Source organism: Nocardia puris (assembly GCF_003315035.1).
GTDB lineage: Bacteria > Actinomycetota > Actinomycetes > Mycobacteriales > Mycobacteriaceae > Nocardia > Nocardia puris.
The window spans coordinates 52,135-76,600 of sequence record NZ_QNRE01000011.1; the positions used below are offsets into that span (position 1 = coordinate 52,135).

Genomic DNA, 24,466 nt, shown 5'->3' on the forward strand with positions numbered 1-24,466 from the left:
AACTGACGTGTACGGCGACGACATCGCGTCGGTGTTGATCACCGAAGAGGAGATCGCGGCCAAGACCAAGGAACTGGCCGAGCTCATCGCCAAGCGCTACCCCGCGGACGCGCCGGAGGGCGATCTGCTGCTGGTCGGCGTGCTCAAGGGCGCGATCTTCTTCATGACCGACCTGGCCAAGGCGCTGCCGATCCCCACCCAGATGGAGTTCATGGCGGTGTCCTCCTACGGTTCGTCCACCTCCTCCTCGGGCGTGGTGCGCATCATGAAGGACCTGGACAAGGACATCGCGGGCCGCAACGTGCTGATCGTCGAGGACATCATCGACTCCGGTCTCACGCTCTCGTGGCTCAAGCGCAACCTGTCCACCCGCAATCCCGCCTCGCTGGAGGTGGTGACGTTGCTGCGCAAGCCCGACGCGCTGCGCACCCCCGTCGAGGTCGCACACGTCGGCTTCGACATCCCCAACGAGTTCGTGGTGGGCTACGGCCTCGACTACGCCGAGCGCTACCGCGATCTGCCCTACATCGGCACGCTGGACCCTAAGGTCTACGGCGGGGCCTGAGGCAGCAACGCGAAGATCGTCGCGGGCGAGCCGGAGCCGTCCCGGTGGACGGCGCCGCCCGCCACGATCCACGCGCCGGTCTCGGGGAGTTCGGCCAAGCCCGCGAGGCATTCGAGGCTGATCCGGTGCGCGCCGTAGAGCAGTTTCGACACCGCGTAGGTGGGGTCGGCGCCGTCGGGGCCGAAGGTGTCGATGCCGAGGGCGCCGCGCTCGCCGAGACGGCCGGTGTGCAGCAGCCAGGTGAGCGTTTCGAGGGCGAATCCCGGTTGGCGGCCGGTGAATTCGGGGCGGCCCCATTTCGCGTCCCAGCCCGTCCACGCGATCACCGCCGAGCCGTCGGGGATACGGCCGTGTAGCGCTTCCCAGGCGCGCAGATCGTCCACGGTGACGAGATAGCCCGGGGCGGCGGCGCACTGTTCGCGCACGTCGACTTTCACGGCGGGCAGCACCAGGTCTTCGGGGTCCAGTTCGTGGGCGGCCAGACCGTCGGCGCGGAAGTGGATCGGTGCGCCCCAATGGGTTCCGGTGTGCTCGCCCTGGTGCACGTAGCGCAGGTAGTAGCCGTCGTCATCGATCGTCGCGACCACCTCGGCGCGGAATTCCGGGTCGCCAGGGAAGATCGGCGTGGTCGCCGGATCGTGCACGTGGGACAGGCTGATCACCCGGCCGAACGGGCGCGCCGGCCGGCTCACCGCGGCGCGGCCTGCTCATCGGGCTGCTGTTCCGGGGTGGGCGCCACCACGCGTTCGAGGGCCCGCAGATCGTCCTCCAGCGCGCGGAACAGCAGGTAGGTGATGACGAACGCGATGATCGCGCCCGCGCACAGCACCCGCACCGCGACGATCACCGATGGGATGTCGGCCGGCGGCAGGAATGTCACGCCCGCCACCGCCAGCAGCGGCACCGACGCCGCGATCGCCAGGTAGCCGTTGCAGCGGCGGTCCAGGCCGCGCAGGCGTACCGCGTCCTCGGCGTCGATCTCCCCGTGGCGCAGGAAGATCGGATAGACGCAGCGGACGATGTAGAAGCTGGCCAGGAAGAACGGATACGACGCCGCGATCGCACCGCACACCACGATTGACGCGAGGAAGTGCACGATTGCGTTGGCGGTGATGTCGCCGGTCGACAGTTGCAAGGCAAGAGGGAAGATCAGGGCCGACAGCACCCACAGCAGGAACGCGACCGCCACCGCGCGTTCGCTGACCAAGAGCGTGTCGGTTCTGGCTCGGCGCAACGTATCCGGGTCGTATCTGCGGCCTTGCCGCAGGCCCCGCGTCACCGTGAGCACATAGCGCGACACATACAGCACCACAAGGAAACCCAGCGGGAAGAACACCGCGTTCACCACGCTGGTGATGATCAGGAAGGTGCGCTGCGCGTCCTCGGGCATCCTGTCGACGATCAAGGTCTGGTTGTGCTGGATGTTGTACAGCGAGGCCAGCACATTCGGCACGCCGATCGCGATCAGCAGCACCGGGACGATCCACCGCCGCAGCCGCAGCCGCCAGCTCCCCGGCTGGGGATCGACCAATTCGCGGGCGCGCGCGTCCAGGCACAGGTCCAGCTGTTTGGCGAGCACCGCGCCGTCGGCCCAGCGCCTTTCCCGTTCCGGCTCCAGGCATTTCAGCAGCACTCGGCGCAGCGCGGCCGGGCAGTCCGGCGGCACCCGGTCCAGCGCGTGGGATTCGACGCCCACACTGCGGCGCTCCAGCATGGCTTCCAAGGTGGTGTCGTCGCCGCGTCCGTCCGCGCCCGCGGTGGTGTCGTCGAACGGCTTCGCGCCGGTGAGCAGTTCCCACAGCACCACGCCCAGGGAGAAGATGTCGGCGCGGGTGTCCAGATCGGCGGCGGTGCGGTCGCGGCCCGGATGGCAGGCCTCCAACTGTTCGGGCGACATATAGGCCAGCGAGCCGCCGAAGTATGCCACCGGGCTGGTGCCCTCGACGTTGCGGCTGAAACTGATATTGAAATCGGCGAGCTTGGGCACCGCCTCGGCGGTGAGCAGCACATTGGCCGGTTTCACGTCGCGGTGCAGCACGCCGTGCGCCGACGCGTAATCCAGCGCCTCGGCCAGCCTGCGGCCCAGCCAGGCGACAGTCTCCGGCCAGCTCAACGTCGCGATCTCGGCGCGCACACTGGAATCGGTGGGCCGGATCTCGCCCTTCTCCTCCATCGCCGCGTCCACCGCGTCCAGCAACAGCCTGCCGCTGCGCTCGGCGGGCGGAGTGGCGCGCACCCAGCGCAGCGCGCCGAGCAGCGTGCCGCCCGGCAGGAACTGCATGTACAGCAGGCGCAACCGTCGATTGCCCGCCTCGCCCGCGCGGAGCAGGCGCTGATCGAAGACGCGCACGATGTAGTCGTGATCCAGCTGGGCCAGCGTCTGCGGTTCGGTACCGTGATCGGCCGAGATCTTCACCGCGACCAGCCGCTGCAACGAGCGCTGCCGCGCCAGGAACACCCGCGCGAACGCACCGCTGCCCAGGCCGGTCAGCAGGTCGAAGTCATCGATGCGCTGACCGACCTCGATCCGGTCCAGCGGATCGGCGCCCCGCAACCCCGAGGTCTCGTCGCCGATCGCGGTGGCCGTGAGATCGGTGGTGCCGATCCCCGTCGCGGTCGCGTCCATGTCCGTAGTACGAACCGACGGAGTGGTTCGGTTCAATGCGGCCCGGGTGGGGTCGTCGGTGGTGGGGGTGTTTTCGGGGGGCCACGGGCGGGTGTTGTCCGGTGCGGCGGCGCGGGTCGGCTCGCCCGGGTCGGGCTCGGTGGTGAGCGAGTCGTTGATGGGTGTGTTTCGGTCCGGGCGGTCGGGTTCGCCGGTGGGCGGGTGGCCGGTCGGCCGCGGTGCGCCCGTTCCGGCCGAGGATCGCGCGGCCTGGCGCGTGCCGTCGAGGCCGGGGGAGTCGGCCAGGGGTGTCCCCGCGGTATGGCGGGCGATGTCGGATTCGGTTCTGTTGCTGGATGATTCGTCGAAAGCGGGGTCGGTTACGGTCGAGTTGTCCGGCTGGTCCCGGACGTGCACGGTGATGTCGTTTTCGGGTGCGGCGAGGTCGGTGGCGGGGCGGGTGGCGTCGGGCTCGTGTGCGATCGGCGGGGTTCCGCCGGCGTCGCGTATCGAGGGATCGGCGCTCTGAGCCCCACGGCCGCGGGGTGCGCGGAGGGTGCGGTGGCCTCGGTCGGTGTCGTCTGCGGTACGAGGTGAGCCGGGTTCGTCGTCGCGGTCGTCGTCCGGGGTGGCGCGGCGGGTGCTCTGGTCGACGTCGTCGGTGTTGAGGAGTTCGCGGAGTTCGGCGGATTGGTGCGGGTATTCGCGCAGGTAGTCGCGGGGGTCGACGCGTTCGCCGCTGTGCCTGCGGACGACGAATTCCTCGTACACCAGGCCCGCGGGCAGATTCTCGGGCTCGAGGTCCGGGAACTCGGCGCAGTACTCGGCGAGCCGTTTGCGCCGAGCGGTGGCGGGGGAGCGGTGCAACCAGCGGTGTCGCAGGTCGACGCGGATCAGTTCGATCAGCGCCTCGAAGCGCAGCGTGCGCGCGTCGGGCAGGAAGGCGGCGATCTGGGGGAGCGGGCCCGGCCCCTCCTCCGGCGGCAGGCGCGACACGGCCGCCCACGCGTCGGCGAAACGCGCGACCGCGACGGACTCCGAGTGCAGGAGCCTGGCGCCGGTCGCGGAGCCCGAGGCCGGATCGGGGCGGGGAGTCCCCTCGGACTCGCTATTAACCATGGGACCACCAGCTGTAGAGAAACCCGCCACACCCGACGTCATCGTCCCCCGAGCAGTATCCGAAATGATAACTTGCGCCACAACAGCGGATCACCCGATTTCGACAACGATGCGACGGGGGCGAATCAGCACATGTACGACGAGGCCACGGCGGTAGCGGAGGATTCGGCGCACACCACGACCCCAGCCGCTCCCACACCCGCCACCCACCCCCTCGCCACCCCGCCGGAAGAATCCCCGGATCTCGACCGGCACGCCGGGCCCGCGACTCAGCCGCGCCGGAGCTGGGCGGCCGGCGAACCCGCATCTCCCGGACTTGCCGCCGAGATCGTGGCCGCCGTACAGGAAGGGACCGCCACCCCCTCGGAAATCGTGGCCGGTGCACTCGCGCGCATCGCCGAGACGGACCGGTGGACCAACGCTTTCCGAGTGGTCGATGCCCGCGACGCGCGCCAGGCAGCAGTGGCACTCGCCAAGCGGGTAAACCTCGACGCACTGCCGATGGCAGGTGTCCCCGTCTCGGTCGATCGGGAGTGGAGCGGTGATCCGGTGGTGAACCGGTTGCGCGACGCGGGCGCGATCGTGGTCGGCCGAACCGCCGTCTCGGAACTGGGCCTGTGGCCGATGACGGACGCGCCCGGCCGGATCACCCGGAATCCCTGGAACACCAAGCGCGGGGCCGGTGGGTCCGCGGGCGGCGCGGCGGCGGCCGTCGCGGCGGGCTTGGTACCCGTGGCGCATGGCGACGGCGGATTCTGGTCGGTGCGGGTGCCCGCGGCGTGCTGCGGGGTGTTCGGGCTCCAGCCGGGCCGCACCATCGGCGACACCGGCGGCGTGCTGGCCACCACCGTCGACGACGCGGCGCTGGTGCTCGCCGTCCTCGCGGCTCGCCCCGACCTGGCCTGCCCGGAACCGCCCGGACATCTACGCATCGCGCTGGCGCTGAACGCCCCGCTACGACTATCGCGCCGGGACCCGTACTGGATCGACGCGGCCCGCACGGCGGCGGCCGTCGCCGAAGCAGCAGGTCACCGCGTCGAGGAAGCCGAACTACCGTACGGCGACATCGCGTCGGCCCTGCTACCGCGCTGGCTCACGGTGGCCCTACCGGACCGGACCCCCGATCTACCCCCGCGCACCCGCAGGCACCTGGCCTTCGGCCGTCTCGCCCGCCGCCTGCACGCGACCCGCTCCACCCGGATCGACCGGGCCGAAGCCCGGCTGCTGGAATTCTTCGAACGCTACGACGCCGTGATCACCCCGGCGCTCGCCGCCTCCCCGCCCCGCGCTACGGCGTGGCATCACAGGGGATGGGCGGCCAATCTCCGCACCGCCGCGCGCTTCGCGCCCTTCACCCCCGTCTGGCACCTGATCGGCTGGCCCGCCGCGTCCGTGCCGATGGGCACGCACCCGCACACGGCCACGCCGCTCGCCGCGCAACTGGCCGCGCCACCCGGCCGGGAAGCCGCCCTGCTCGGGCTCGGCGCCCAGCTCGAGCGCCTGCACCCGTGGCGGCGGACCGTGCGCTGAGCGTCAGCTCGCGAGCGGTTGCTGCTGCTGGGTCGCGAAACCGCCGTCCACGGCGCGGCTCGCGAATTCCAGGATGGTCGGGCGCGAGTCGTCGGCCCGCCACGCCACGGCCAGTTCGCACGGGGCCAGGCCCGTGACGGGGCGCGCGGTGAGTCCCGGCCAGCGATACATCGGCACGTTGTTCTCGGCCAGCAGGCAGACGCCGAGTCCGAGGCTCACGGCCTCGAGCTTGTCCTCGGGGGTGGCCGCCTCCGCGCCGATGCGCGGGGCGCGCCCGCCGCGGGCGTCGTTGCCGAGCCAGAAGTCGCGCACCGCACCGGCTTCCGAGGGCAGCGCGATGAACGGCTCGTCGAGCAGATCGGCGAAGTCGATGGCGTCCTGGTCGGCCAGCGGGTGGTTCTCCGGCAGCAGCACCCAGCGCGGCTCGGTGCGCAGCACCTGCCAGCGGTAGCGGTTCGGATCGGGCAGCGGCAGCCACACCAGCGCCAGATCGGCCTGGCGCCCGGCCAGTCCGCTGGACGGATCGGTCCAGGACGCGGCGTGCAGCGCCAGCCGATGCCCGCTCGCGCTCTCCAGATCGTTGAGCAGCCCCCGGCCCAGCGCGGACTGGATGCCCACCCGCAGCACCTCGCCGGCCTCCTGGAGGGACACGTTGGTGACCTCCCAGAGTTCGAGGATCTTGCGGGCGCCCTCCAGCAGTTCCTTGCCCGCGACGGTCAGGGCGACGCTGCGCTGGTTGCGATCGAACAGGACCACGTCGAGCTGGCGCTCCAGCTGGCGGATCTGGCGCGACAGGGTCGGTTGGGCGATGTGCAGCCGCTGGGCGGCGTTGGTGAAATGCAGTTCCTCAGCGACGGCGACGAAATACCGCAGGTCGCGCAAGTGCGGGTCCATAGCCCCTTGCTATCAGAATCGGTCCGCAATTTCCAGCCTTATCAGGCCGGAAAGTTTGGATAGTGGCATCGAAACAGTCGGCAGGTTTGTTAGTGACAGCATATTGCCTGAGCCGGACGTATGCATCACCGATATGGCGAATTTCCGGCAGCCCGCGCGCATCCGGCGTATCCCCCTGGCTCTGGACGATTGACCAGCGCATATCGTCCGCCACCGTACCGTACTCGACGTCATGCCAGCTCGCCGGGCGCTCGCGGGCTATCGATCGGGAACCGCGCGCGCCGCCGAGTTGCGCCGGTCACGGAAAAATATGTGACGTTGAACACGTTTCGGCGCGCCGGAGTGACTGCGGCTGCCCGCATGCCGGAAACGCGACGAGGGCGCCGCGGCCATCTCGACCGCGACGCCCTCGGATACCGCCGGGCGTCAGGCGCCCCGCACGCGCTCCTCGTAGGCGCGGCGCTGCTCGGTGTCGACATCGCCCAGGAACGCGTCGCTCGCGCCGAGCGCCCGCGCGATCCCGTCGCCGACCGCCTCCGGCAACAGTCCGACCACCTGCGAGATCAGGCCCGCGACGGTCGTGACCCGCACCTTCGACCGCGGCGAGGCGATGAGATCGGCGATGGCGTCGGCGATCTCCTCGGGCTCGGCCGGCCGCAGCACCTTCGGCGTGCTCACGCCGGACCCGAGCTCGGTCTTGGTGAGCGTCGGCAGCACCGACGAGAACCGCACGCCACTCTCGCGATACTCCTCGCGCAGCGTGTCGGTGAACCCGAGTACCGCGTGCTTGCTCGCGTTGTAGGTGGCCAGGCCGGGGATGTGGGTCTCACCGGCCAGCGACGCGATATTGATGATGTGGCCCGCTCCGCGCGGCAGCATCCGGGCCAGGCCCAGCTTGGAGCCCAGGATCACGCCGTAGACGTTGATGTCGAGGATGCGGCGGGTGATCTGATCGGGCTCGTCCACCAGGCGGCCGGTCGGCATGATGCCCGCGTTATTGATGAGCACGTCCACCGGGCCGACCGAGCGCTCCACCTCGTCCAGGAACGCCTCGAACGAGGTATGGTCGGTCACGTCGAGCTTGCCGTAGAACTCGAAATCGCGCGCCGCGCCGGACTCCTTCACGGTGACCTCGTCGATGTCGCCGATCGCGATCTTCGCGCCGAGCGCCTGCAACGCGGTCGCGGTGGCCAGCCCGATGCCGCGGGCGCCACCGGTGATCACCACGACCTTGCCGCGGATCTTCGCCGAGTCCGTCATTTGTCGTCTCCCTTGAGTTTCAGCAGTGCGGGGATGTCGATGCGGCGCAGTCCGCGCGCCCCCGCCGCGCGCATCGCGCCGAGCGCGGTCAGCAGCTTGGGAACCTGGTACGGGTACCAGAACAGTTCTTTCTGCTGGGTGGGCAGCATCGGTTTGGTGATGGCCTGCTTGCGGCAGTACTTGCGCACGCCCTCGGCGCCGCCCCAGCGCGCGCCGACGCCGGACAGCCCCCAGCCGCCCATCGGCAGCGCGTAGCTGAACAGGTTGGCGAAGACGTCGTTGATATTGACCGCGCCGGCGTTCAGCTGCCGGGCGATCCGCTCGCCGCGCTCCTTGTCGCCGGTCCACACCGAGGCCGACAGGCCGTAGATGGAGTCGTTGGCCAAGCGGATCGCCTCGGCCTCGTCGGCCACCTTCATCACCGGCAGCGTCGGGCCGAAGGTCTCCTCGGCGACGCAGGACATGTCGTGGTTCACGTCCACCAGCACGGTCGGTTCGAAGAACGTGCCCTGGCCGGTCGCCTTGCCGCCGGTGAGCACCCGCGCGCCCGCCGCGACGGCCTCGTCCACGTGCCGCTGCACGATCCGCACCTGGTTCTCGTTGGCGAGGGCGCCCACGTCGTGCTTGAGCTCGCGCTCGTCGATGCCCTGGCGCAGGGCCTTGACGTTCTCGGTCAACTTCGCGACGAACTCGTCGTAGACCGGGGCCTCCACGTAGACCCGCTCCACCGAGATGCACACCTGGCCCGCGTTGAACATGCCGCCGAAGGCGATGCCGTGCGCGGCGCGGTCGATATCGGCGTCGGCGAGCACGATGGCCGGGTCCTTGCCGCCCAGCTCCAGGCTGTAAGGCACCATCCGCTCCACGCAGGCGGCCGCGATCCGGCGGCCGGTGGCGGTGGACCCGGTGAACTGGATGTAATCGGCGTTGGCCACCACGGCCGCGCCCGTCTCGCCCGCGCCCGTCGCGACCGCCAGCACCGGCGGCGCGCCGATCTCGGCCCAGCCCCTGGCCAGTTCCAGCGCCGAGAGCGGGGTCACCTCCGACGGTTTGAGGAGCACCGCCGCGCCCGCGGCGAGCGCCGGGATCACGTCCATGATCGGCATCGCCAGCGGGAAGTTCCACGGCGTGATCACCCCGACCACCGGATACGGCCGGTAGGCGACGGTGAGCTTCTTGACCCGCGCCAGCGGGCTGTGCGGCGACGGGTGGTCGTCGGCGAGGAATTTGGCCGCGCGGCGCGCGTAGTAGCCGATGAGGTCGGTGCCGAACGCCGGGTCGATCAGCGCGTCGGCGCGCGGTTTGGAGGTCTCCGACTGGAGCACGTCGGCCAGGTGCTCGGTGTTGTCGATCAGCCAGTCCTGGAGTTTCAGCAGCCACTCCTTGCGGCCGTCGGGGCCGATGGCCTCCCATTCCGGCTGGTAGAGGCGCAATTCGCGCACGGTGGCGGCGACCTCGTCGGCGGACTGGATCGGCACGGTGCCCACGATCCGGCCGGTGCCGGGATTGCGCACCTCGAGGACGGTCGGCGCGGTCTGCTTCGCGCGCGGCGCCCGCTTCTTCGCCGTGCTCGGCTCGGTATCGGTCACTTGCTGTCTCCCACTGCGTCGTGTGCGGTGCGCCGCTGCCGGCGTCCGCTGTGAATCAGCTCACTGAACTATGATCGTGACACAATGTGAACCAGGATTCTTGGACCACTTTGTCAACGGAATCGGATCTTTTTGTGACAGCGGAACAAAGTCGCCGGCGCGTGGCCACCGACAGCCAGGTGGTGCGGGACTGGCTGGCCGAGTACGTCTTCGAGACCATGCGCACCGAGACGCTGGAGGCCGTGGTCGACCGGCTCGACCGGGCCATCGTGGCCCGCGTCCCCGAACTGGCCGACCGCGATATGAACCGCGATCTGGCCGCCAGCACCCGCGCCCACGCCAGGACCATGCTGAGCGGGCTCACGGTCGACACGTTCGACTACGCGCTACCCGAGGAGGCGCACACCTTCGCCCGCACCGTCGCCCGGCGCGGCTACGACCTGCGACTGCTGCTGCGCACCTACCACTTCGGCATGGACGCCGTGCTCGATTACATGACCGACGCGCTCGACCAGCGCGAGGTCCCGCCCGAGATCGAGACCGCGGTGCTGCTGCGCCTGTTCGACCGCGCCACCAAGTGGGTGAACATGTCGGTCGAACTACTCACCGACACCTATATGGAGGAGCGTGAACGGGTGCTGCGCGCGGCGCTGAACCGCCGCACCGAGACCGTGCACGCGCTGCTGGCGGGGGAGGAGCTCGACGCCGACCAGGCGTCGGTGCGCCTGGGTTACCGGCTCACCGGCCACCACCTGCCGTACGTGCTGTGGACCGACACCGACACCACCGACGGTGAACTCGCCGCGCTCCTGGAACGGGCCGCGGGCCGCGTCGCCACCGAGCTGGGCTGTGCCCGCCCGCTCATCGTGCCGTCGGGCGCGACCGGGATGTGGGCCTGGGCGAGCGTCGAGGACCCGGGCCGCGCGGCCGAACTCGCCGCGCCCGGCCGGCTCGTCCGCGAACTCGACGGACGGGTCGAGCCCCCGGTGCGGATCGCGTTCGGCGTGCCCGCGCCGCGCCTGGACGGATTCCTGGCCGGGCACCGGGAGGCCGTCGCCGCCCGGCAGGTGGCCGAGCGGGGCGCGGGTGGTGCGCGCGTGGTCGCGTACCGGGATGTGGAGATCGCCTATCTCGCGGGCGCCGACGAATCGGCCATGCGCGGACTCGTCCGCCGCGAACTGGGCCCGCTCGCCGGCGCCGACCCCGCGGCGGTCCGGCTGCGCGAGACGCTGCGCGCCTACCTGGGCACCCACCGCAGCCCGGAGGCCACGGCGAAACTACTGGGGGTGCACAAGAACACCGTGCGCTACCGCGTGCAGCGGATCGAGGAGTTGCTCGGGCACCCGGTCGAGCGGCGGGGGTTGCCGCTCGAGGTCGCCTTGGCCTGTGTGGCGGCCTACGGCGTGGAGACCGGGTAGCTCAGTCCACCGCGGCGCGCCGCAGCGGCGGCTCGGCGGCGGTCGCGTCCACCGGCGAGTCGGGCAGCTCGGCGAGCAGTGTGGTGGTGGCCGCGGCGATGGTGGCGACCGCTTTGTCGACCGCCGCTTTCGTGGTGACGCTCAGTCCGGAGACGCCACCGACCTTGCGCACGTACTGCAGTGCGGCAGCGTAGATTTCCTGCTCGGTAGCCGCAGGTTCCAAGCCGCGCAGGCGGGTGATGCTTCCACTCATGGGTGCACATTAGCTGGCTGTCGGCCGATGCGGCAGTGCGGAAAGCGGGGTAACGCGAATTCACCGCCGGACACGCGGGCAGCTCGGCGATATCCGGGTACCCGGCCGGATCGATGGGGAACAATCGGTGGCATGCCAGCCCGCGGTATACCCACATTGACGACCTTCCCCTACGAAGAGCTCGACAAGCGGGAGGAGGACCACTGGTCCGGCGCCGCGGTGTCCGACGACGAACTGCGCGCGCTGGCGCTCGGCGGCTTCTACTCGACCCGCTGGGACGCCTTCCACGACGCGCTGCTGCTCGGTCCCGAGCGCGAACACCCGCTCGGCGACCGCCGCGAGCTCGCCATCGACACCCTCACCGGCGCCTGGGGCATCACCGACGGCACCGAGGCGCAGGCCTCCATGGAACAGCTGCTCGACGGGATGCACGCCCCGCTCTACGCGCTGGTCCACCCGTTGGTGAAGGCGTCGCTCAACGCCACCGAGCGCGACCGCTTCGGCGAGCGCGCCGACCGGCACCGCGCCTTCCTGCGCCAGGTCGGTTCCTTCCGCGGTATGGAGAACCCCGAGGCGCTGGTCCGCGACTACGACATCTGGTCCCAGGCCATCAAGATCGGTTTCACCGACCACCTCGCCCGCCCGCTGCCCGCCGACATCCACGCCTGGGATCTGGCCCGCGTGGTCGCGGTGGCCAGGATGGCGTTCACCGCCGGGTACCTCGACGCCGATGTGGCGTGGGGCTACCTCATGCGCGCGCTGCCGCTGGCCCAGCGCAAGTACCGCAACTGGCGCCAGTTCGGCGACGCCTACCTGGCCGGCTGGACCTACTGGCAGGCCTGCGAGGACCTGGCGGAACTGAAGAACGGCGGCGTCGACCGCCGGATGGAGCTGTTGCGCCTGTGGACGCGGCCCACCAGCCCGTGGCGGCGGATCCCGCTGCACGGGAAAGAGGAGGGCTGAGGCCCGCGCCCGCTACCCGGAATCGGGCAGCGAGCGCAGGATGCCGCGACCGTAGCGCTGGAACTGGCCGTCGTCGACCATGCCGAGCGAATGCCGTTCGACCAGCAGTTCCCATTCCGAATACAGCTGGGCCACACCGGGATCGGGCGCTCCGGAGGCGCCGTCGGCGGAATCGCGGCGCACCGCGAAGTTGACCGCGCAGGCCACCCGCTCGGTGTCGGCGCGGTCGGCGCCGGTGAAGTGCAGGGTGCGGTTGCCGTCGTGCACCTCGATGACGGTCGCGCCGCCCGGGGTGTCGATCTCGCCGGGGACCGGCACCGAACCCTCGATCGACCTGGCCCACAGCACCGCGGGGACCGGCAGTTCGTGCGCGTAGCGGGCGCCGGAGCCGATCGAGACGAACAGCAGCCTGCCCGTGGTCGCGGCGAGCAGCCCGGGACCGTTGCCCGCGGGCGGGTGCGCGACGGTGACCGCCGTCTCGAGCACGTACTCGTCGGGGGTGACGTAGCGCTGCAACGCCGCGATCGCGGACTTGGCCTCGCGCCGCGGCGCCATCCGGCGCACCGCGCGCTCCACGTCGGCGCGGCTCGGCCCGGACTTGGTCCAGGTGGGGGCGGGCGGATTCAGATCGGGCGCGGCCACATCGATGCGCTGCGCGGCCAGGACCTGTTCGTTGATCCGCTCGACGATCTCGCTGGCCGCGGGCACGTCGTGCTCGGCGATCAGCACCGGCAGCGGCGTGCGGTCCGCGGGCACGCCGGTCAGCACCGGGGTGGGATACCGCAGATAGATCTCGATGACGACGGCGTCGTCGGCGCGCCGGTTCAGCCGCACCTTCAGCAGGTCGGTGACCGGCACGTCCAGGACGCGCTCGCCGTCACCGCCGGGCCGCAGCACGATGAGCCTGCCGCGACCGTGACGCAGAATCGCCGTGGGTGTCCGTAGCTCGACTATGTCCATACCCCCTGCGCTCTTATCCGACTCGTCCGATGTGTGGCGCGCGGGTGGCCGCGCCGCGGTATCCGGGTGTGGTTGCCGTGGAGCCGCCTCCTCCGAACTCGTCGCCCACCGCGTGGGTGATGTGTCGTCGCTCACCATAGGTCGAACATGACATGATTGTGGCCACTCGACGAGAACCGTGTCGGGGATCTCGGGAACCTCCGCCGTTCCCCGTCCGTTCAACCGTCGAACCGCACCAACTGCCGCACTGCGCGATGTATCGAGTAGACCGTACGCGGTAACGTGGCATGTCCGCATCCGATCCACCCGGAACCCGGGTCGGTGCGGGCGGAATGTGACACGACGCGCCCGACGTTTCGCTAGGCAGAACCGGAGACACCCGGAAAGGACTGGCCGCCCGGCCTACGCTCTATGAACCGCAAGACAGTGTTCCGCACCCTGGCCATAGTCTCGGGCATCCTGCTCGTGATCTATGCGTTCAGCTATTTCGGCAATGACACACGCGGCTGGAAGAGCGTCGACACCTCGGTGGCGTTGAGCCAGCTGAGCGACAAGGGCAATGTCAAGAACGTCCAGATCGACGACCGCGAGCAGCAGCTGCGGATCGAGCTGAACAACGGCAACGACGCCACCGGCGGCGAGACCCAGATCCTGGCGAAGTACCCGGGCGGTAGCGACACCTCCGGCCGCATCTTCCAGGCCGTGCAGGATTCCGGCGCGCCCTATAACACCGTGGTCAAGCAGGAGAGCTGGTTCACCCAGATCCTGCTGTTCGTGCTGCCGATGATCATCCTGCTCGGCCTGTTCATCTTCGTGATGGCCCGCATGCAGGGCGGTGGCCGCGGCGGCATGATGGGCTTCGGCAAGTCCAAGGCCAAGCAGCTGTCCAAGGACATGCCCAAGACCACCTTCGCCGATGTGGCCGGCGCCGACGAGGCCGTCGAAGAGCTCTACGAGATCAAGGACTTCCTGCAGAACCCGGTGCGCTACCAGGCGCTGGGCGCGAAGATCCCCAAGGGCGTGCTGCTCTACGGCCCGCCCGGCACCGGCAAGACCCTGCTGGCGCGCGCGGTCGCGGGCGAGGCGGGCGTGCCGTTCTTCACCATCTCCGGTTCGGACTTCGTCGAGATGTTCGTCGGCGTCGGCGCCTCCCGCGTGCGCGATCTGTTCGAGCAGGCCAAGCAGAACAGTCCCTGCATCATCTTCGTCGACGAGATCGACGCGGTCGGCCGCCAGCGCGGCGCGGGCCTCGGCGGCGGTCACGACGAGCGCGAGCAGACGCTGAACCAGCTGCTGGTCGAGATGGACGGCTTCGGCGACCGCACCGGCATCATCCTGATCGCGGCCACCAACCGGCCCGACATCCTGGACCCGGCGCTGCTGCGCCCCGGCCGCTTCGACCGGCAGATCCCCGTCGGCAACCCCGACCTGGCGGGCCGGCGCGCCATCCTGCGGGTGCACTCGCAGGGCAAGCCGATCGCGCCCGAGGCCGATCTGGACGGGCTGGCCAAGCGCACCGTCGGCATGTCCGGCGCCGATCTGGCCAACGTCATCAACGAGGCCGCGCTGCTCACCGCCCGCGAGAACGGCGCCGTCATCACCGGTGAGGCGCTGGAGGAGTCCGTCGACCGCGTGATCGGCGGCCCGCGCCGCAAGAGCCGCATCATCAGCGAGCACGAGAAGAAGATCACCGCCTACCACGAGGGCGGCCACACGCTGGCGGCCTGGGCGATGCCCGATATCGAGCCGGTCTACAAGGTCACCATCCTGGCCCGCGGCCGCACCGGCGGCCACGCTATGACGGTGCCCGAGGACGACAAGGGCCTGATGACCCGCTCGGAGATGATCGCCCGCCTGGTCATGGCCATGGGCGGCCGCGCGGCCGAGGAACTGGTGTTCCACGAGCCCACCACCGGCGCGTCCTCCGATATCGACCAGGCCACCAAGATCGCCCGCGCGATGGTCACCGAGTACGGCATGAGCGCGCGCCTGGGCGCGGTGCGCTACGGCCAGGAGCAGGGCGACCCGTTCCTGGGCCGGTCCATGGGCATGAGCTCGGACTACTCGCACGAAGTGGCCCGCGAGATCGACGAGGAGGTGCGCAACCTCATCGAGGCCGCGCACACCGAGGCCTGGGCCATCCTCAACGAGTACCGCGACGTGCTCGACGAGCTGGCCACCGCGCTGCTGGAACGCGAGACCCTGCACCGCAAGGATCTCGAGCAGATCCTGGCCGCGGTGGACAAGCGTCCGCGCATCACCGCGTTCAACGATTTCGGCGACCGGGTGCCCTCGGACAAGCCGCCGGTGAAGACCCCGGGCGAGCTGGCCGCCGAGCGCGGCGAGCCGTGGCCGCCGCCGGAGCTCACCAAGCGCCCCGAGCCCGCGCAGCAGCGCGACGCCGTGCCCGCCAACGGCTATCCGCCCGCGGGCGGATACCAGGCGCCGCCGCAGTACGCCCAGCCCGCGACGGGTGGGCACCCGGTGCCGCACGCGCCCACGCAGGCGTACCCGCGCCCGTCGGGCACGCACGGTTCGCGCCCCGACTACGGCGCCCCCGCCGGTTGGTCGGCCCCCGGCTGGCCGCCGCGCGAGGAGCCGCAGCAGCAGAACTACGGCGGTGGCTGGAGCGAGCGGCCGCGTCCCGGTTACCAGCCGTGGGCCGACCCGCAGCAGGGTGGCAGGCCGCAGCAGGGTGGCTACGAGGAGCAGGGTCGTCCCGCGCCGCGCGAGGACGACGACCGCGACTGGGAGGGACCGAACGGTCGGCGCTGAGCGATCGCCGATTACGCTCGACGTCGGGGTGCCGGGTGATTGCCGGCGCCCGGGATTTGGAGGTGTCCTCGTTTGTCGGCCAACAATCACGTCGTCGGCTCGGCGCTCACCGAGGTAGCGCGCGACGGGCAGCCCGCCCGTCCGGAGCTGGTCGCACTCGGGACCGGCCGGGCTTTCGACCAGGCACGCGCCGAGGCGGCCGTGCGGGAACTGCTCATCGCGGTCGGTGAGGACCCGGACCGTCCCGGTCTGATCGATACGCCCTCGCGGGTCGCGCGCGCGTATCGCGAGGTGTTCGCCGGACTGTACGTGGAGCCCGATCGGGTGCTCGACACCACGTTCGACGAGGGACACCAGGAGCTGGTGCTCGTCCGCGACATCCCCATGTACTCGACCTGTGAGCATCACCTGGTGTCGTTCCACGGCGTCGCGCACGTCGGCTACATCCCCGGCCCCAGCGGCCGGGTGACCGGCCTGTCCAAACTGGCCAGGCTGGTCGACCTGTACGCCAAGCGCCCGCAGGTGCAGGAGCGCCTGACCAGCCAGGTCGCCGACGCGGTGATGCGCAAGCTGGAGCCGCGCGGCGCGATCGTGGTGGTGGAGGCCGAGCACCTGTGCATGGCGATGCGCGGCATCCGCAAGCCGGGCGCGTCGACCACCACGTCGGCGGTGCGCGGGCTGTTGCAGTCCAACGCCGCCTCGCGGGCCGAGGCGCTCGATCTGATCCTGCGCAAGTGAGGGAGGCCGCGGTGTCCGCTCGCCCCGTCGTCCGAGCGCGCGGTGGCCGCTCGTGCGTCGTGATGGGCGTGGTGAACGTCACCAGCGATTCGTTCTCCGACGGCGGGCGCTACCTGGACCCCGAGGTGGCCGTGGCGCACGGCGTGGAGCTGTACCGGGCGGGCGCCGACATCATCGACGTGGGCGGCGAGTCGACCAGGCCGGGCGCGGTGCGCGTGGACCCGAGGACCGAGGCCGCGCGGGTCATGCCGGTCATCCGCGGACTGGTGGAGGCGGGCGTCCCCGCCAGCGTCGACACCATGCGCGCGAGCGTGGCCGAGGCCGCGCTGGACGCGGGTGCGTCGGTGATCAACGACGTGTCGGGCGGGCGCGCCGATCCGGCCATGGTGAAGGTGGTCGCGGCGGCGGATGCACCGTGGATCCTGATGCACTGGCGCGCGGGCGCCGACTACCGCCACACCGGCCCGGCCGACCATTACGACGACGTGGTCGCCGAGGTGCGCGCCGAACTGTCCGCGCAGGTGGATCTGGCCGTGGCGGCGGGCGTCGAGCCGGAGCGGCTGATCCTGGATCCCGGCCTCGGTTTCGCGAAGAACGCCGACCACAACTGGGCCCTGCTGGCCGCGCTGCCCGAATTCGTCGCGAGCGGCATACCGATCCTGATCGGCGCGTCGCGCAAGCGTTTCCTCGGCGCGCTGCTCGCCGACGAGGAAGGCCCCCGCCCGCTCGACGGCCGCGAGGTCGCCACGGCGACGGTCTCGGCGCTGGCCGCCACCCACGGCGCGTGGGGTGTGCGCGTGCACGATGTGCGCGCCTCCCTGGACGCCATCGCCGTCACCGACGCGTGGCGCCGCGCCGCCGCCACCCGGGTGGCCGGATGAGTTCGGACCGGATCGAGCTGCGCGGCCTGCGCGCGTTCGGCCGTCACGGCGTGTTCGAGCACGAGCGCCGCGACGGCCAGGAGTTCGTCGTCGACCTCACCGTGTGGCTGGACTTCACCGCGGCCGCCGCCTCCGACGACCTCGCCGACACCGTGGACTACGGCGCGCTGGCCGAACGCGCGGTGCGGATCGTGCAGGGACCGCCGCGCGATCTGATCGAGACGGTGGTCTCCGAGATCGCCGACGACGTGATGACCGATCCCCGGATCCGCGCGGCGGAAGTGGTGCTGCACAAGCCCTCGGCCCCGATCCCGCACACCTTCGCCGACGTCCGCGTGGTCACCACCCGCGCCAGGGAGGACGCGTCGTGAACGAATCCCGTTCGGGGACAGTATGAGTCGCGCCGTCCTGTCGATCGGCTCGAATATGGGGGACCGGCTCGCGCAGCTGCGCTCGGTGGTGGCCGGGCTGGGTGAGCGCGTCGTCGCCGTGTCGCCGGTGTACTCGACCGCGCCGTGGGGCGGCGTCGATCAGGACGATTTCCTCAACGCCGTCGTCGTCGCCGAGGACCCGGCGCTGGACGGGTGGGGCTGGTTGCGCCTCGGTCAGGAGTTCGAACGCGCCGCGCATCGCGTGCGCGAAGTGCGGTGGGGGGCAAGGACATTGGACGTGGACGTCGTGACCTGCGCGGAGCGTGGCGCGCCGGTGGTGAGCGCCGACCCCGAGCTGACGCTGCCCCACCCCCAGGCGCACAACCGGGCCTTCGTGCTGATCCCGTGGCTGGATGTGGACCCCGGCGCACACCTTGCCGCCGACGGCGCCGACCGCCCGATCCGCGACTGGCTGGCCGCGCTCGACCCTGCCGAGCGGGCCGGGGTGCACCGGACCGAGTTCGAGCTGCGCGAGGTGCCCGAACGCGGCGATCGTGTCCGCGCGCGCCGGGGGCCGGCCGGGAGGCCCGCGTGAAGCTGCAGCCGACCAGGATGCTCGACCTGCTGATCAACTTCCTGATCGCCGCGGTGGTCGCGTGGATCGCCACCCGCATCGCCTACGGCAATTTCCCGCCCATCTCGGTGTTCGCGGGCGCGTCCCTGTACCCGGTGGCGGCGATCGAGGTGGTGCTGGCGTTCGTCATCCGGTCGCGGGTGAACGACAGCCAGATCGGCGACGGCCGTCACCAGCTGCACCCCATCACCGCCGCCCGCGCGGTGGCGCTGGCCAAGGCGTCGTTGCAGGTGGGGTCGATCGCGGCGGGGATCTGGCTCGGCTTCCTGTTCTGGGTGTTCCCGCAGCGCGGCACCCTGCGGGCCGCCGCGGCCGACGCGCCCGGGGCGATCGTCGGATTCTTCGCGGCGCTGGCGCTGGTGGGCGCCGCGCTGTGGCTCGAGTATTGCTGCCGCGCGCCCGAGGATCCGCCGGACGATCCGGCTACTACTTAGCAAACATTCTGGGTGGAATCACCGTCTCCGCTTCTGTGCGCCCGGGCCCATCCCCGCTACCCTGGCGTCCATGGTTTCACCCTCCCGTAGCAGCACTTCCCGTCGACGGCGGGATCACGCGGGAAAATTGTTCGTCGGCGCGCTGATGGCGCTCGGTCTGGTTGCCAGCATTTTCCTGGTGTTCAGCGACAACCTCCAGTACACCAGGATCGGCCTGGTAGCCGCGCTGTGGGCGGCCGCGATCGGCGCGCTCGCGGCCACGAAATACCGCAAGGACGCCGCCGTCGACAACGCCAAGGTGCGTGATCTCCAGACGGTGTACGAACTCCAGCTCGAGCGGGAGATCACGGCTCGGCGCGAGTACGAGATGGGCGTCGAGGCGCGGGTGCGCGAGGAGGTGGGCGCCGACGCCGCGGAGATGGCCGCGCTGCGCGCCGAACTGACCGTCCTGCGCGAGAGTTTGCAGCGCCTGTTCGACGGCGATCTGCCGATGGATCGCCCCGCGCTGCGCGCCGACGCCACGCGGGTGCAGGAACTGCCGCGCGCGCACGGGAGCCCGGCGAACGGTAGCTCGCCGAATGCCAACGGCCGTCCGGACATGATGACGCCCATCTTCTCGCCCGATCACCCGGCCCCGCCCGCCTTCGCGACCCCGTACGACGAGCCGGTCACCGCCGAGACCTCCGTCGTCACGGTGGACGACGAGTACGACACCGGGCCGATCTCGACCCCCGCCGGGTGGGCCGACGCCTTCACCGATCCCGGCGAGACCGCCGCGCATCCGTACGCCCCGGACGACCCGGACACCGACGTGTCCATCGGCCCGCCGCTCCCGCCCAGCGGCTGGTTCGGCCCCGAGCCCGACGCCGAGGACGCCGGGCGGAGCGCCTCGCTCGGTTCGCCCGATTCGGCCGAGCCGTTCGGCACGCCGGAAGCGGCCGCCGCGTTCGGCGCTGCCGACGCCGAGGGCCCGTTCGGCCCGCCGACCCCGGCCCGGCCCGAGGCACAGTCGGTCCCGCGCCGCCTGCCGCCGCCCGAGGAGCCGGCGCGCCCGTCGATTCCGGAAACGCCCGCCCCGGTGATCGGCACCTCGAGCACGCGCCGCCGCAGGCGGGTGGCGGATGAGGAGAACGGCGACACCGGGCGCCGCCTGTCGGTCGCCGAGATCATGGCGAACCTGCAATCGGAGCGCGGCGGGGACGGATAGGCCGGCAGGACTCGTCGCACGATGCGCGCGGGTCGAGCAGGTTGACGAGCCGCAGCCGCACGTCCGGCCGATATCCGGGCGCTCGCACCTCGCGGCTGTCCGCACCCACCGCCGCCCGCAGCCGCACGCGCCCACTGTTCGATATCTCACGTCGCGGCCCCATGGCATGGGGAAACGCCCGGCCGATATCCTCTCCTCGTAACGTCCGGTACCCGCAGCGCGGGACTGGAACGACATCGAGAGGACAACGTTGACCTCGAGAAGTGTGACTTCCGACGACGCGGCTTCGGGTTTCGACCCCGCGCCCGCACGCCTGACGGTGGGAATCGTCTCGGCGGGACGCGTGGGTTCGGCACTCGGCGTCGCACTCGAACGCGCCGGACACGTGGTGTTCGGCGTCGCCGCCATTTCCGACGCCTCCAAGCACCGGGCGCGGACCAGGCTGCCCGAATCGCGGATCCTCCCCGTGGAGGAGATCGCGACGCGCAGCGAGCTGCTGCTGCTCGCCGTGCCCGACACCGAGCTGGCCGGGCTGGTGCGCGGCCTGGCCGGGGCGAAGGTGGTGCGTCCGGGCACCCTCGTGGCGCACACGTCCGGCGCGAACGGTGTGGGCGTGCTCGCGCCGCTGGCCGAGCAGGGCGCGCTGCCGCTGGCCATCCATCCGGCGATGACGTTCACCGGTCACGACGAGGACGTGAGCAGGCTGGGCAACGCCTGCTTCGGCGTCACCGCCGCCGACGAGGTGGGTTACGCCATCGCGCAATCGCTGGTCATCGAGATGGGCGGCGAGCCGGTCCGGGTGTCCGAGGGCGATCGTGCGCTATATCACGCGGCGCTCGCGCACGGCAGCAACCATCTGGTGACCTTGATCCTGGACGCGGTCGAGGCGCTGCGCGAAGCGCTCTCCGGTCCGGGCCTGCTCGGCCAGCAGACCGTCGACGACCAGCCGGGCGGACTGGCCGAGCGCCTGCTCGCCCCGCTCGCCTCGGCCGCCTTGGACAACGCGCTGCGCCGCGGGCAATCCGCGTTGACCGGCCCGGTCGCGCGCGGTGACGCCGACGCCGTCGCCGCGCACCTGGCCGCGCTGGAGGCGGTGGACCCGCGCATCGCGGCGGGCTACCGGGCCATGTCGCTGCGCTCGGCCGAGCGCGCCGACACCAACCCCGCCCTGATCGAGCTCCTGGAAGGACGCCGGTAGATGGATCCGAAGCTGCTGCCCGGCGCGAGCGACGGGCCCGGAGGAGGCATCGTGCGTAACCACGCAGGGCACCGGGAGCGCCGAAATGGATAAACGAGCGTATCGACCCGGCGAACTCACCGTGCACCACGATCCCGCCGTCGTCGCCTCCGTGGCGAAGGCGTTGCGTTCGGTCGGGCGCACCATCGGCTTGGTGCCCACCATGGGCGCGCTGCACGAGGGCCACCTGGAGATCGTGCGCCGCGCCAAGCGCACCAATCAGGTCGTGATCGTCTCGATCTTCGTCAACCCGCTGCAATTCGGCGCGAACGAGGATCTGGACAAGTACCCGCGCACCCTCGACGCCGACGTGGCGCTGCTGCGCGCCGAGGGCGTGGACCTGGTGTTCGCGCCCAGCGTGTCGGACATGTACCCCGACGGCCCGCGCACCACCGTGCACCCCGGCCCGCTCGGCGCCGAACTCGAAGGCGCCAGCCGCCCCACGCATTTCGCGGGCATGCTGACGGTGGTGGCCAAGCTGTTCCAGATCACCCGCCCGAGCGAGGCGTTCTTCGGCGAGAAGGACTACCAGCAGCTCACGCTGATCCGGGAGATGGTGCGCGATCTGAACTTCGACCTGAAGATCGTCCCGATCCCGACCGTACGCGAGGCCGACGGGCTCGCCCTCTCCTCCCGCAACCGCTATCTCGATGCGGCGCAACGGGAAACGGCGCTGACTCTCTCGGCGGCGCTGGCCGCGGGCAGGCACGCGGGCGGCCTCGGCGGCCCGAGCGTGCTGGCCGCCGCCCGCGCGGTGCTCGACACCGCGCCCGGCCTCGACCTCGACTACCTGGAGCTGCGCTCCTCGACCCTGGGCCCCGCGCCCGAATCCGGCAACGCCCGGCTGCTGGTGGCGGCCAAGGTCGGCGCCACCCGGCTCATCGACAACGCCGCGATCACCCTGGGCGCGCCGATCGACGGCCACCCGAACCTCGCGGTCCAGCCGGAACCGGCGGTGTCCGAGCCCGCCCCGAACCCTCACGCTTCCTGAGAAAGGCGACGAAGATGTTGCGCACCATGATGAAGTCCAAGATCCACCGCGCCACCGTGACCCACGCCGACCTGCACTACGTCGGCTCGGTGACCGTCGACCAGGATCTGCTGGACGCCGCCGACCTGCTCGAGGGCGAACAGGTCTGCATCGTCGACATCGACAACGGCGCCCGCCTGGAGACCTACGTGATCGCGGGGGAGCGCGGCTCCGGCGTCATCGGCATCAACGGCGCCGCCGCGCACCTGGTGCACCCCGGTGACCTGGTGATCCTCATCGCCTACGGGATGATGAACGAGCGGGAGATCGCCGAGTACGACCCCAAGGTGGTCTTCGTCGACGAGCGCAACCGCCCCGTCGAACTGGGCTCCGATCCGGCGCACGCCCCCGAGGGATCGGGGCTCACCTCCCCGCGCTCGCTGACCTTCGCCTAGCGCGGGCACGGATCGGGGAGCAATGCTGCTGACCATCGACGTCCGTACCACCAGCATCGAGCTCGGCCTGTTCGCGGGCAGCGGCTCGCACGCGCGGCTGGCCCGGCACTGGCGGATGCACACCAATCCGCTGATGACCGCCGACGAGTTCGCCATGCACGTGCGCGGATTGGTCGGCTCGGAACTGGACACCGTGGTGGGCGTCGCGGCGCTGTCCACGGTGCCGCCGGTGCTGCGCGAATTGCGCGCCATGCTGGCCAAGTATTGGGCGCACGTGCCGCACGTGGTGGTGGAACCCGGTGTGCGCACCGGAATTCCGCTGCTGGTGGACAATCCGAAAGAGATCGGCGCCGACCGGATCGTGAATGCCCTTGCGGCGCATCAGCGTTTCTCCTCGGCGGCGATCGTGGTGGATTTCGGCACCGCCACCATCGTGGACCTGGTCTCGGCCAAGGGCGAATTCCTCGGCGGCGTGATCGCGCCCGGCGTGGCCATTTCCGGTGAGGCGTTGATCGAACGCGCCGCGCTGCGCCGCGTGGAATTGGCGCGCCCGCGTTCGGTGCTCGGCAAGAACACCGTGGAGGCCATCCAGTCCGGCGCCGTATTCGGGTTCGCCGGTCTGGTGGACGGCGTGATCGACCGCATTCGCGACGAGTTCGACGCATTCGCCGGCGACGACGTCGCGGTGGTGGCCACCGGCATCAGCGCGCCGCTGATCGTGCCGGAGTCCGAGACCGTCGAACACCACGAGCCGCACCTCACGCTGACCGGCCTGCGGCTGGTCTACGAGCGCAATCTCGCGCGCAAGCGGGCGTAGGGCCGCGGAAAATGGGGCGAGGGTCACGTGGGCGCCGGGCTTCCGCATCCGGAAAGCGCGCTGATACACTCGGCCGCGTGACATCGCGCGTGCGTACCCGGGAGTGTTGTCGAGGCTGACTAGGCCTCGACCGATCGAGGCCGCCCCTAGGCCCTCGACCGTCACGAACTCCTGGAGATGCGCTGATGCGTTCTTCTGTCATTTCCCTCGATTCCGCGCGCACCACCCTGTCGGCCACCCCGCCGCTGCACCGCGCCGTAGCGCCCACCTTGCCCACCCGCCTGCGTCCCGCCGATCTGCTCCGGCTGACCGACGAGGGCGCCGAGGACGTGCTGGCCGGCCGGTACGACCACCTGCTGCCCACCGGCGGCAGCTGGCCCGTCGACGAGCGCTGGGCCACCCGGCTGCTCACCGACGACGAGGTCGACGTCTGGCTGATCAGCTGGACGCCGGGTAAATCCACCGAACTGCACGACCACGCCGGATCGCTGGGCGCGCTCACCGTGCTCAGCGGCGCGCTGTCCGAATACCGTTGGAACGGCAGGGAATTGCGCAATCGCACCCTGTCGGCCGGCGATCAGGCATCCTTCCCCATCGGCTGGGTGCACGACGTGGAACGCGCCCCCGCCGCCGTCGTCGAATCCACCGGCCCGCTCGAGCCGACGCTCAGCGTGCACGCCTACTCCCCGCCGCTCACGGCCATGTCGTATTACGAGGTCACCGGCCACGGCACCCTGCGGCGCACCCGAACCGTCCTCACCGACCAGCCCGAAGGTGATATCTGATGAGCC

23 protein-coding genes are annotated in these 24,466 nt (G+C 70.9%); 16 read left to right on the plus strand and 7 right to left on the minus strand.

The genetic code is table 11. From position 1 onward, the window contains the following. Positions 1–7: 7 nt before the first annotated feature. Positions 8–565 carry a hypoxanthine phosphoribosyltransferase gene (hpt, locus tag DFR74_RS24010; protein WP_067513280.1) on the plus strand — a complete coding sequence of 186 codons (558 nt, stop codon included), beginning with the start codon at positions 8–10 and terminating at the stop codon, positions 563–565. Here the strand turns inward: hpt and DFR74_RS24015 are convergent. Both DFR74_RS24015 and DFR74_RS24020 read right to left on the minus strand, forming a co-directional pair. Then, the gene (locus tag DFR74_RS24015; RefSeq protein ID WP_067513282.1) at positions 550–1,257 is read right to left on the minus strand and encodes a cyclase family protein; all 708 of its coding nucleotides are present in this window, start codon (positions 1,255–1,257) and stop codon (positions 550–552) included. The genes hpt and DFR74_RS24015 overlap by 16 nt on opposite strands. Further along, positions 1,254–3,350 carry a serine/threonine-protein kinase gene (locus DFR74_RS24020; RefSeq protein WP_067513318.1) on the minus strand — a complete coding sequence of 699 codons (2,097 nt, stop codon included), beginning with the start codon at positions 3,348–3,350 and terminating at the stop codon, positions 1,254–1,256. Before DFR74_RS24020 ends, DFR74_RS24015 begins: the two co-directional genes overlap by 4 nt. A gap of 1,071 nt (positions 3,351–4,421) precedes the next feature. Between DFR74_RS24020 and DFR74_RS24030 the strand changes: the two genes are divergently transcribed. Then, on the plus strand, positions 4,422–5,819 hold the full coding sequence (locus DFR74_RS24030; protein WP_084538083.1) for an amidase family protein: 1,398 nt from the start codon (positions 4,422–4,424) through the stop codon (positions 5,817–5,819). Positions 5,820–5,822: 3 nt separating this feature from the next. Here the strand turns inward: DFR74_RS24030 and DFR74_RS24035 are convergent, their stop codons facing one another. The 3 genes from DFR74_RS24035 to DFR74_RS24045 all read right to left on the minus strand — a co-directional run bounded on the left by DFR74_RS24035 (position 5,823) and on the right by DFR74_RS24045 (position 9,562). Continuing rightward, positions 5,823–6,713, minus strand: coding sequence for a LysR family transcriptional regulator (locus DFR74_RS24035; RefSeq protein WP_067513284.1), 891 nt, complete (start codon positions 6,711–6,713; stop codon positions 5,823–5,825). Positions 6,714–7,139: 426 nt separating this feature from the next. Next, positions 7,140–7,973 (minus strand): SDR family oxidoreductase, encoded by an 834-nt coding sequence (locus DFR74_RS24040; RefSeq protein WP_067513286.1) that lies wholly within the window; start codon positions 7,971–7,973, stop codon positions 7,140–7,142. Beyond that, positions 7,970–9,562 (minus strand): aldehyde dehydrogenase family protein, encoded by a 1,593-nt coding sequence (locus tag DFR74_RS24045; protein WP_067513288.1) that lies wholly within the window; start codon positions 9,560–9,562, stop codon positions 7,970–7,972. Before DFR74_RS24045 ends, DFR74_RS24040 begins: the two co-directional genes overlap by 4 nt. A 161-nt stretch (positions 9,563–9,723) precedes the next feature. Here DFR74_RS24045 and DFR74_RS24050 point away from each other — a divergent pair, with 161 nt between their 5' ends. After that, the gene (locus DFR74_RS24050; RefSeq protein ID WP_067513289.1) at positions 9,724–10,980 is read left to right on the plus strand and encodes a PucR family transcriptional regulator; all 1,257 of its coding nucleotides are present in this window, start codon (positions 9,724–9,726) and stop codon (positions 10,978–10,980) included. Between the two features lies 1 nt (position 10,981). On the opposite strand, the gene DFR74_RS24055 is transcribed toward DFR74_RS24050, so the two are convergent. Then, the gene (locus DFR74_RS24055) at positions 10,982–11,233 is read right to left on the minus strand and encodes a DUF2277 domain-containing protein (protein ID WP_067513291.1); all 252 of its coding nucleotides are present in this window, start codon (positions 11,231–11,233) and stop codon (positions 10,982–10,984) included. Between the two features lie 132 nt (positions 11,234–11,365). Here DFR74_RS24055 and DFR74_RS24060 point away from each other — a divergent pair, with 132 nt between their 5' ends. Continuing rightward, complete coding sequence (locus DFR74_RS24060; protein ID WP_067513293.1) at positions 11,366–12,196, plus strand: DUF1266 domain-containing protein; 831 nt, start codon at positions 11,366–11,368, stop codon at positions 12,194–12,196. Positions 12,197–12,208: 12 nt separating this feature from the next. Here the strand turns inward: DFR74_RS24060 and DFR74_RS24065 are convergent, their stop codons facing one another. Next, positions 12,209–13,156, minus strand: coding sequence for a hypothetical protein (locus tag DFR74_RS24065; RefSeq protein ID WP_067513295.1), 948 nt, complete (start codon positions 13,154–13,156; stop codon positions 12,209–12,211). A 411-nt stretch (positions 13,157–13,567) separates the two neighbouring features. Between DFR74_RS24065 and ftsH the strand changes: the two genes are divergently transcribed. From ftsH to DFR74_RS24125, 12 genes are all read left to right on the plus strand, one after another. Continuing rightward, the gene (gene ftsH, locus DFR74_RS24070; RefSeq protein ID WP_067513296.1) at positions 13,568–15,931 is read left to right on the plus strand and encodes an ATP-dependent zinc metalloprotease FtsH; all 2,364 of its coding nucleotides are present in this window, start codon (positions 13,568–13,570) and stop codon (positions 15,929–15,931) included. A 147-nt stretch (positions 15,932–16,078) separates the two neighbouring features. After that, a complete protein-coding gene (gene folE, locus DFR74_RS24075) occupies positions 16,079–16,669 on the plus strand; it encodes a GTP cyclohydrolase I FolE (RefSeq protein ID WP_195125390.1) in 591 nt (196 codons plus the stop codon). 62 nt (positions 16,670–16,731) lie between these two features. Then, the gene (gene folP, locus DFR74_RS24080) at positions 16,732–17,550 is read left to right on the plus strand and encodes a dihydropteroate synthase (protein ID WP_067513300.1); all 819 of its coding nucleotides are present in this window, start codon (positions 16,732–16,734) and stop codon (positions 17,548–17,550) included. After that, on the plus strand, positions 17,547–17,921 hold the full coding sequence (folB, locus tag DFR74_RS24085) for a dihydroneopterin aldolase (protein ID WP_067513322.1): 375 nt from the start codon (positions 17,547–17,549) through the stop codon (positions 17,919–17,921). Before folP ends, folB begins: the two co-directional genes overlap by 4 nt. A gap of 22 nt (positions 17,922–17,943) precedes the next feature. Next, on the plus strand, positions 17,944–18,516 hold the full coding sequence (gene folK / locus DFR74_RS24090; RefSeq protein ID WP_067513302.1) for a 2-amino-4-hydroxy-6-hydroxymethyldihydropteridine diphosphokinase: 573 nt from the start codon (positions 17,944–17,946) through the stop codon (positions 18,514–18,516). Positions 18,517–18,518: 2 nt separating this feature from the next. Further along, on the plus strand, positions 18,519–18,989 hold the full coding sequence (locus tag DFR74_RS24095) for a DUF3180 domain-containing protein (RefSeq protein ID WP_228790314.1): 471 nt from the start codon (positions 18,519–18,521) through the stop codon (positions 18,987–18,989). Between the two features lie 70 nt (positions 18,990–19,059). Further along, positions 19,060–20,196 carry a DUF6779 domain-containing protein gene (locus tag DFR74_RS24100; protein ID WP_113975263.1) on the plus strand — a complete coding sequence of 379 codons (1,137 nt, stop codon included), beginning with the start codon at positions 19,060–19,062 and terminating at the stop codon, positions 20,194–20,196. 265 nt (positions 20,197–20,461) lie between these two features. After that, complete coding sequence (locus DFR74_RS24105) at positions 20,462–21,394, plus strand: Rossmann-like and DUF2520 domain-containing protein (RefSeq protein ID WP_113975264.1); 933 nt, start codon at positions 20,462–20,464, stop codon at positions 21,392–21,394. Positions 21,395–21,479: 85 nt separating this feature from the next. After that, entirely contained in the window at positions 21,480–22,424 is a 945-nt protein-coding gene (panC, locus tag DFR74_RS24110) for a pantoate--beta-alanine ligase (RefSeq protein ID WP_067514506.1), read from the plus strand. A gap of 14 nt (positions 22,425–22,438) precedes the next feature. After that, positions 22,439–22,858, plus strand: coding sequence for an aspartate 1-decarboxylase (gene panD / locus DFR74_RS24115; RefSeq protein ID WP_067514508.1), 420 nt, complete (start codon positions 22,439–22,441; stop codon positions 22,856–22,858). A 22-nt stretch (positions 22,859–22,880) separates the two neighbouring features. Beyond that, complete coding sequence (locus DFR74_RS24120; RefSeq protein WP_067514510.1) at positions 22,881–23,675, plus strand: type III pantothenate kinase; 795 nt, start codon at positions 22,881–22,883, stop codon at positions 23,673–23,675. A gap of 185 nt (positions 23,676–23,860) precedes the next feature. Next, complete coding sequence (locus DFR74_RS24125; protein ID WP_084538243.1) at positions 23,861–24,460, plus strand: cysteine dioxygenase; 600 nt, start codon at positions 23,861–23,863, stop codon at positions 24,458–24,460. The last annotated feature ends 6 nt before the right edge of the window (positions 24,461–24,466 follow it).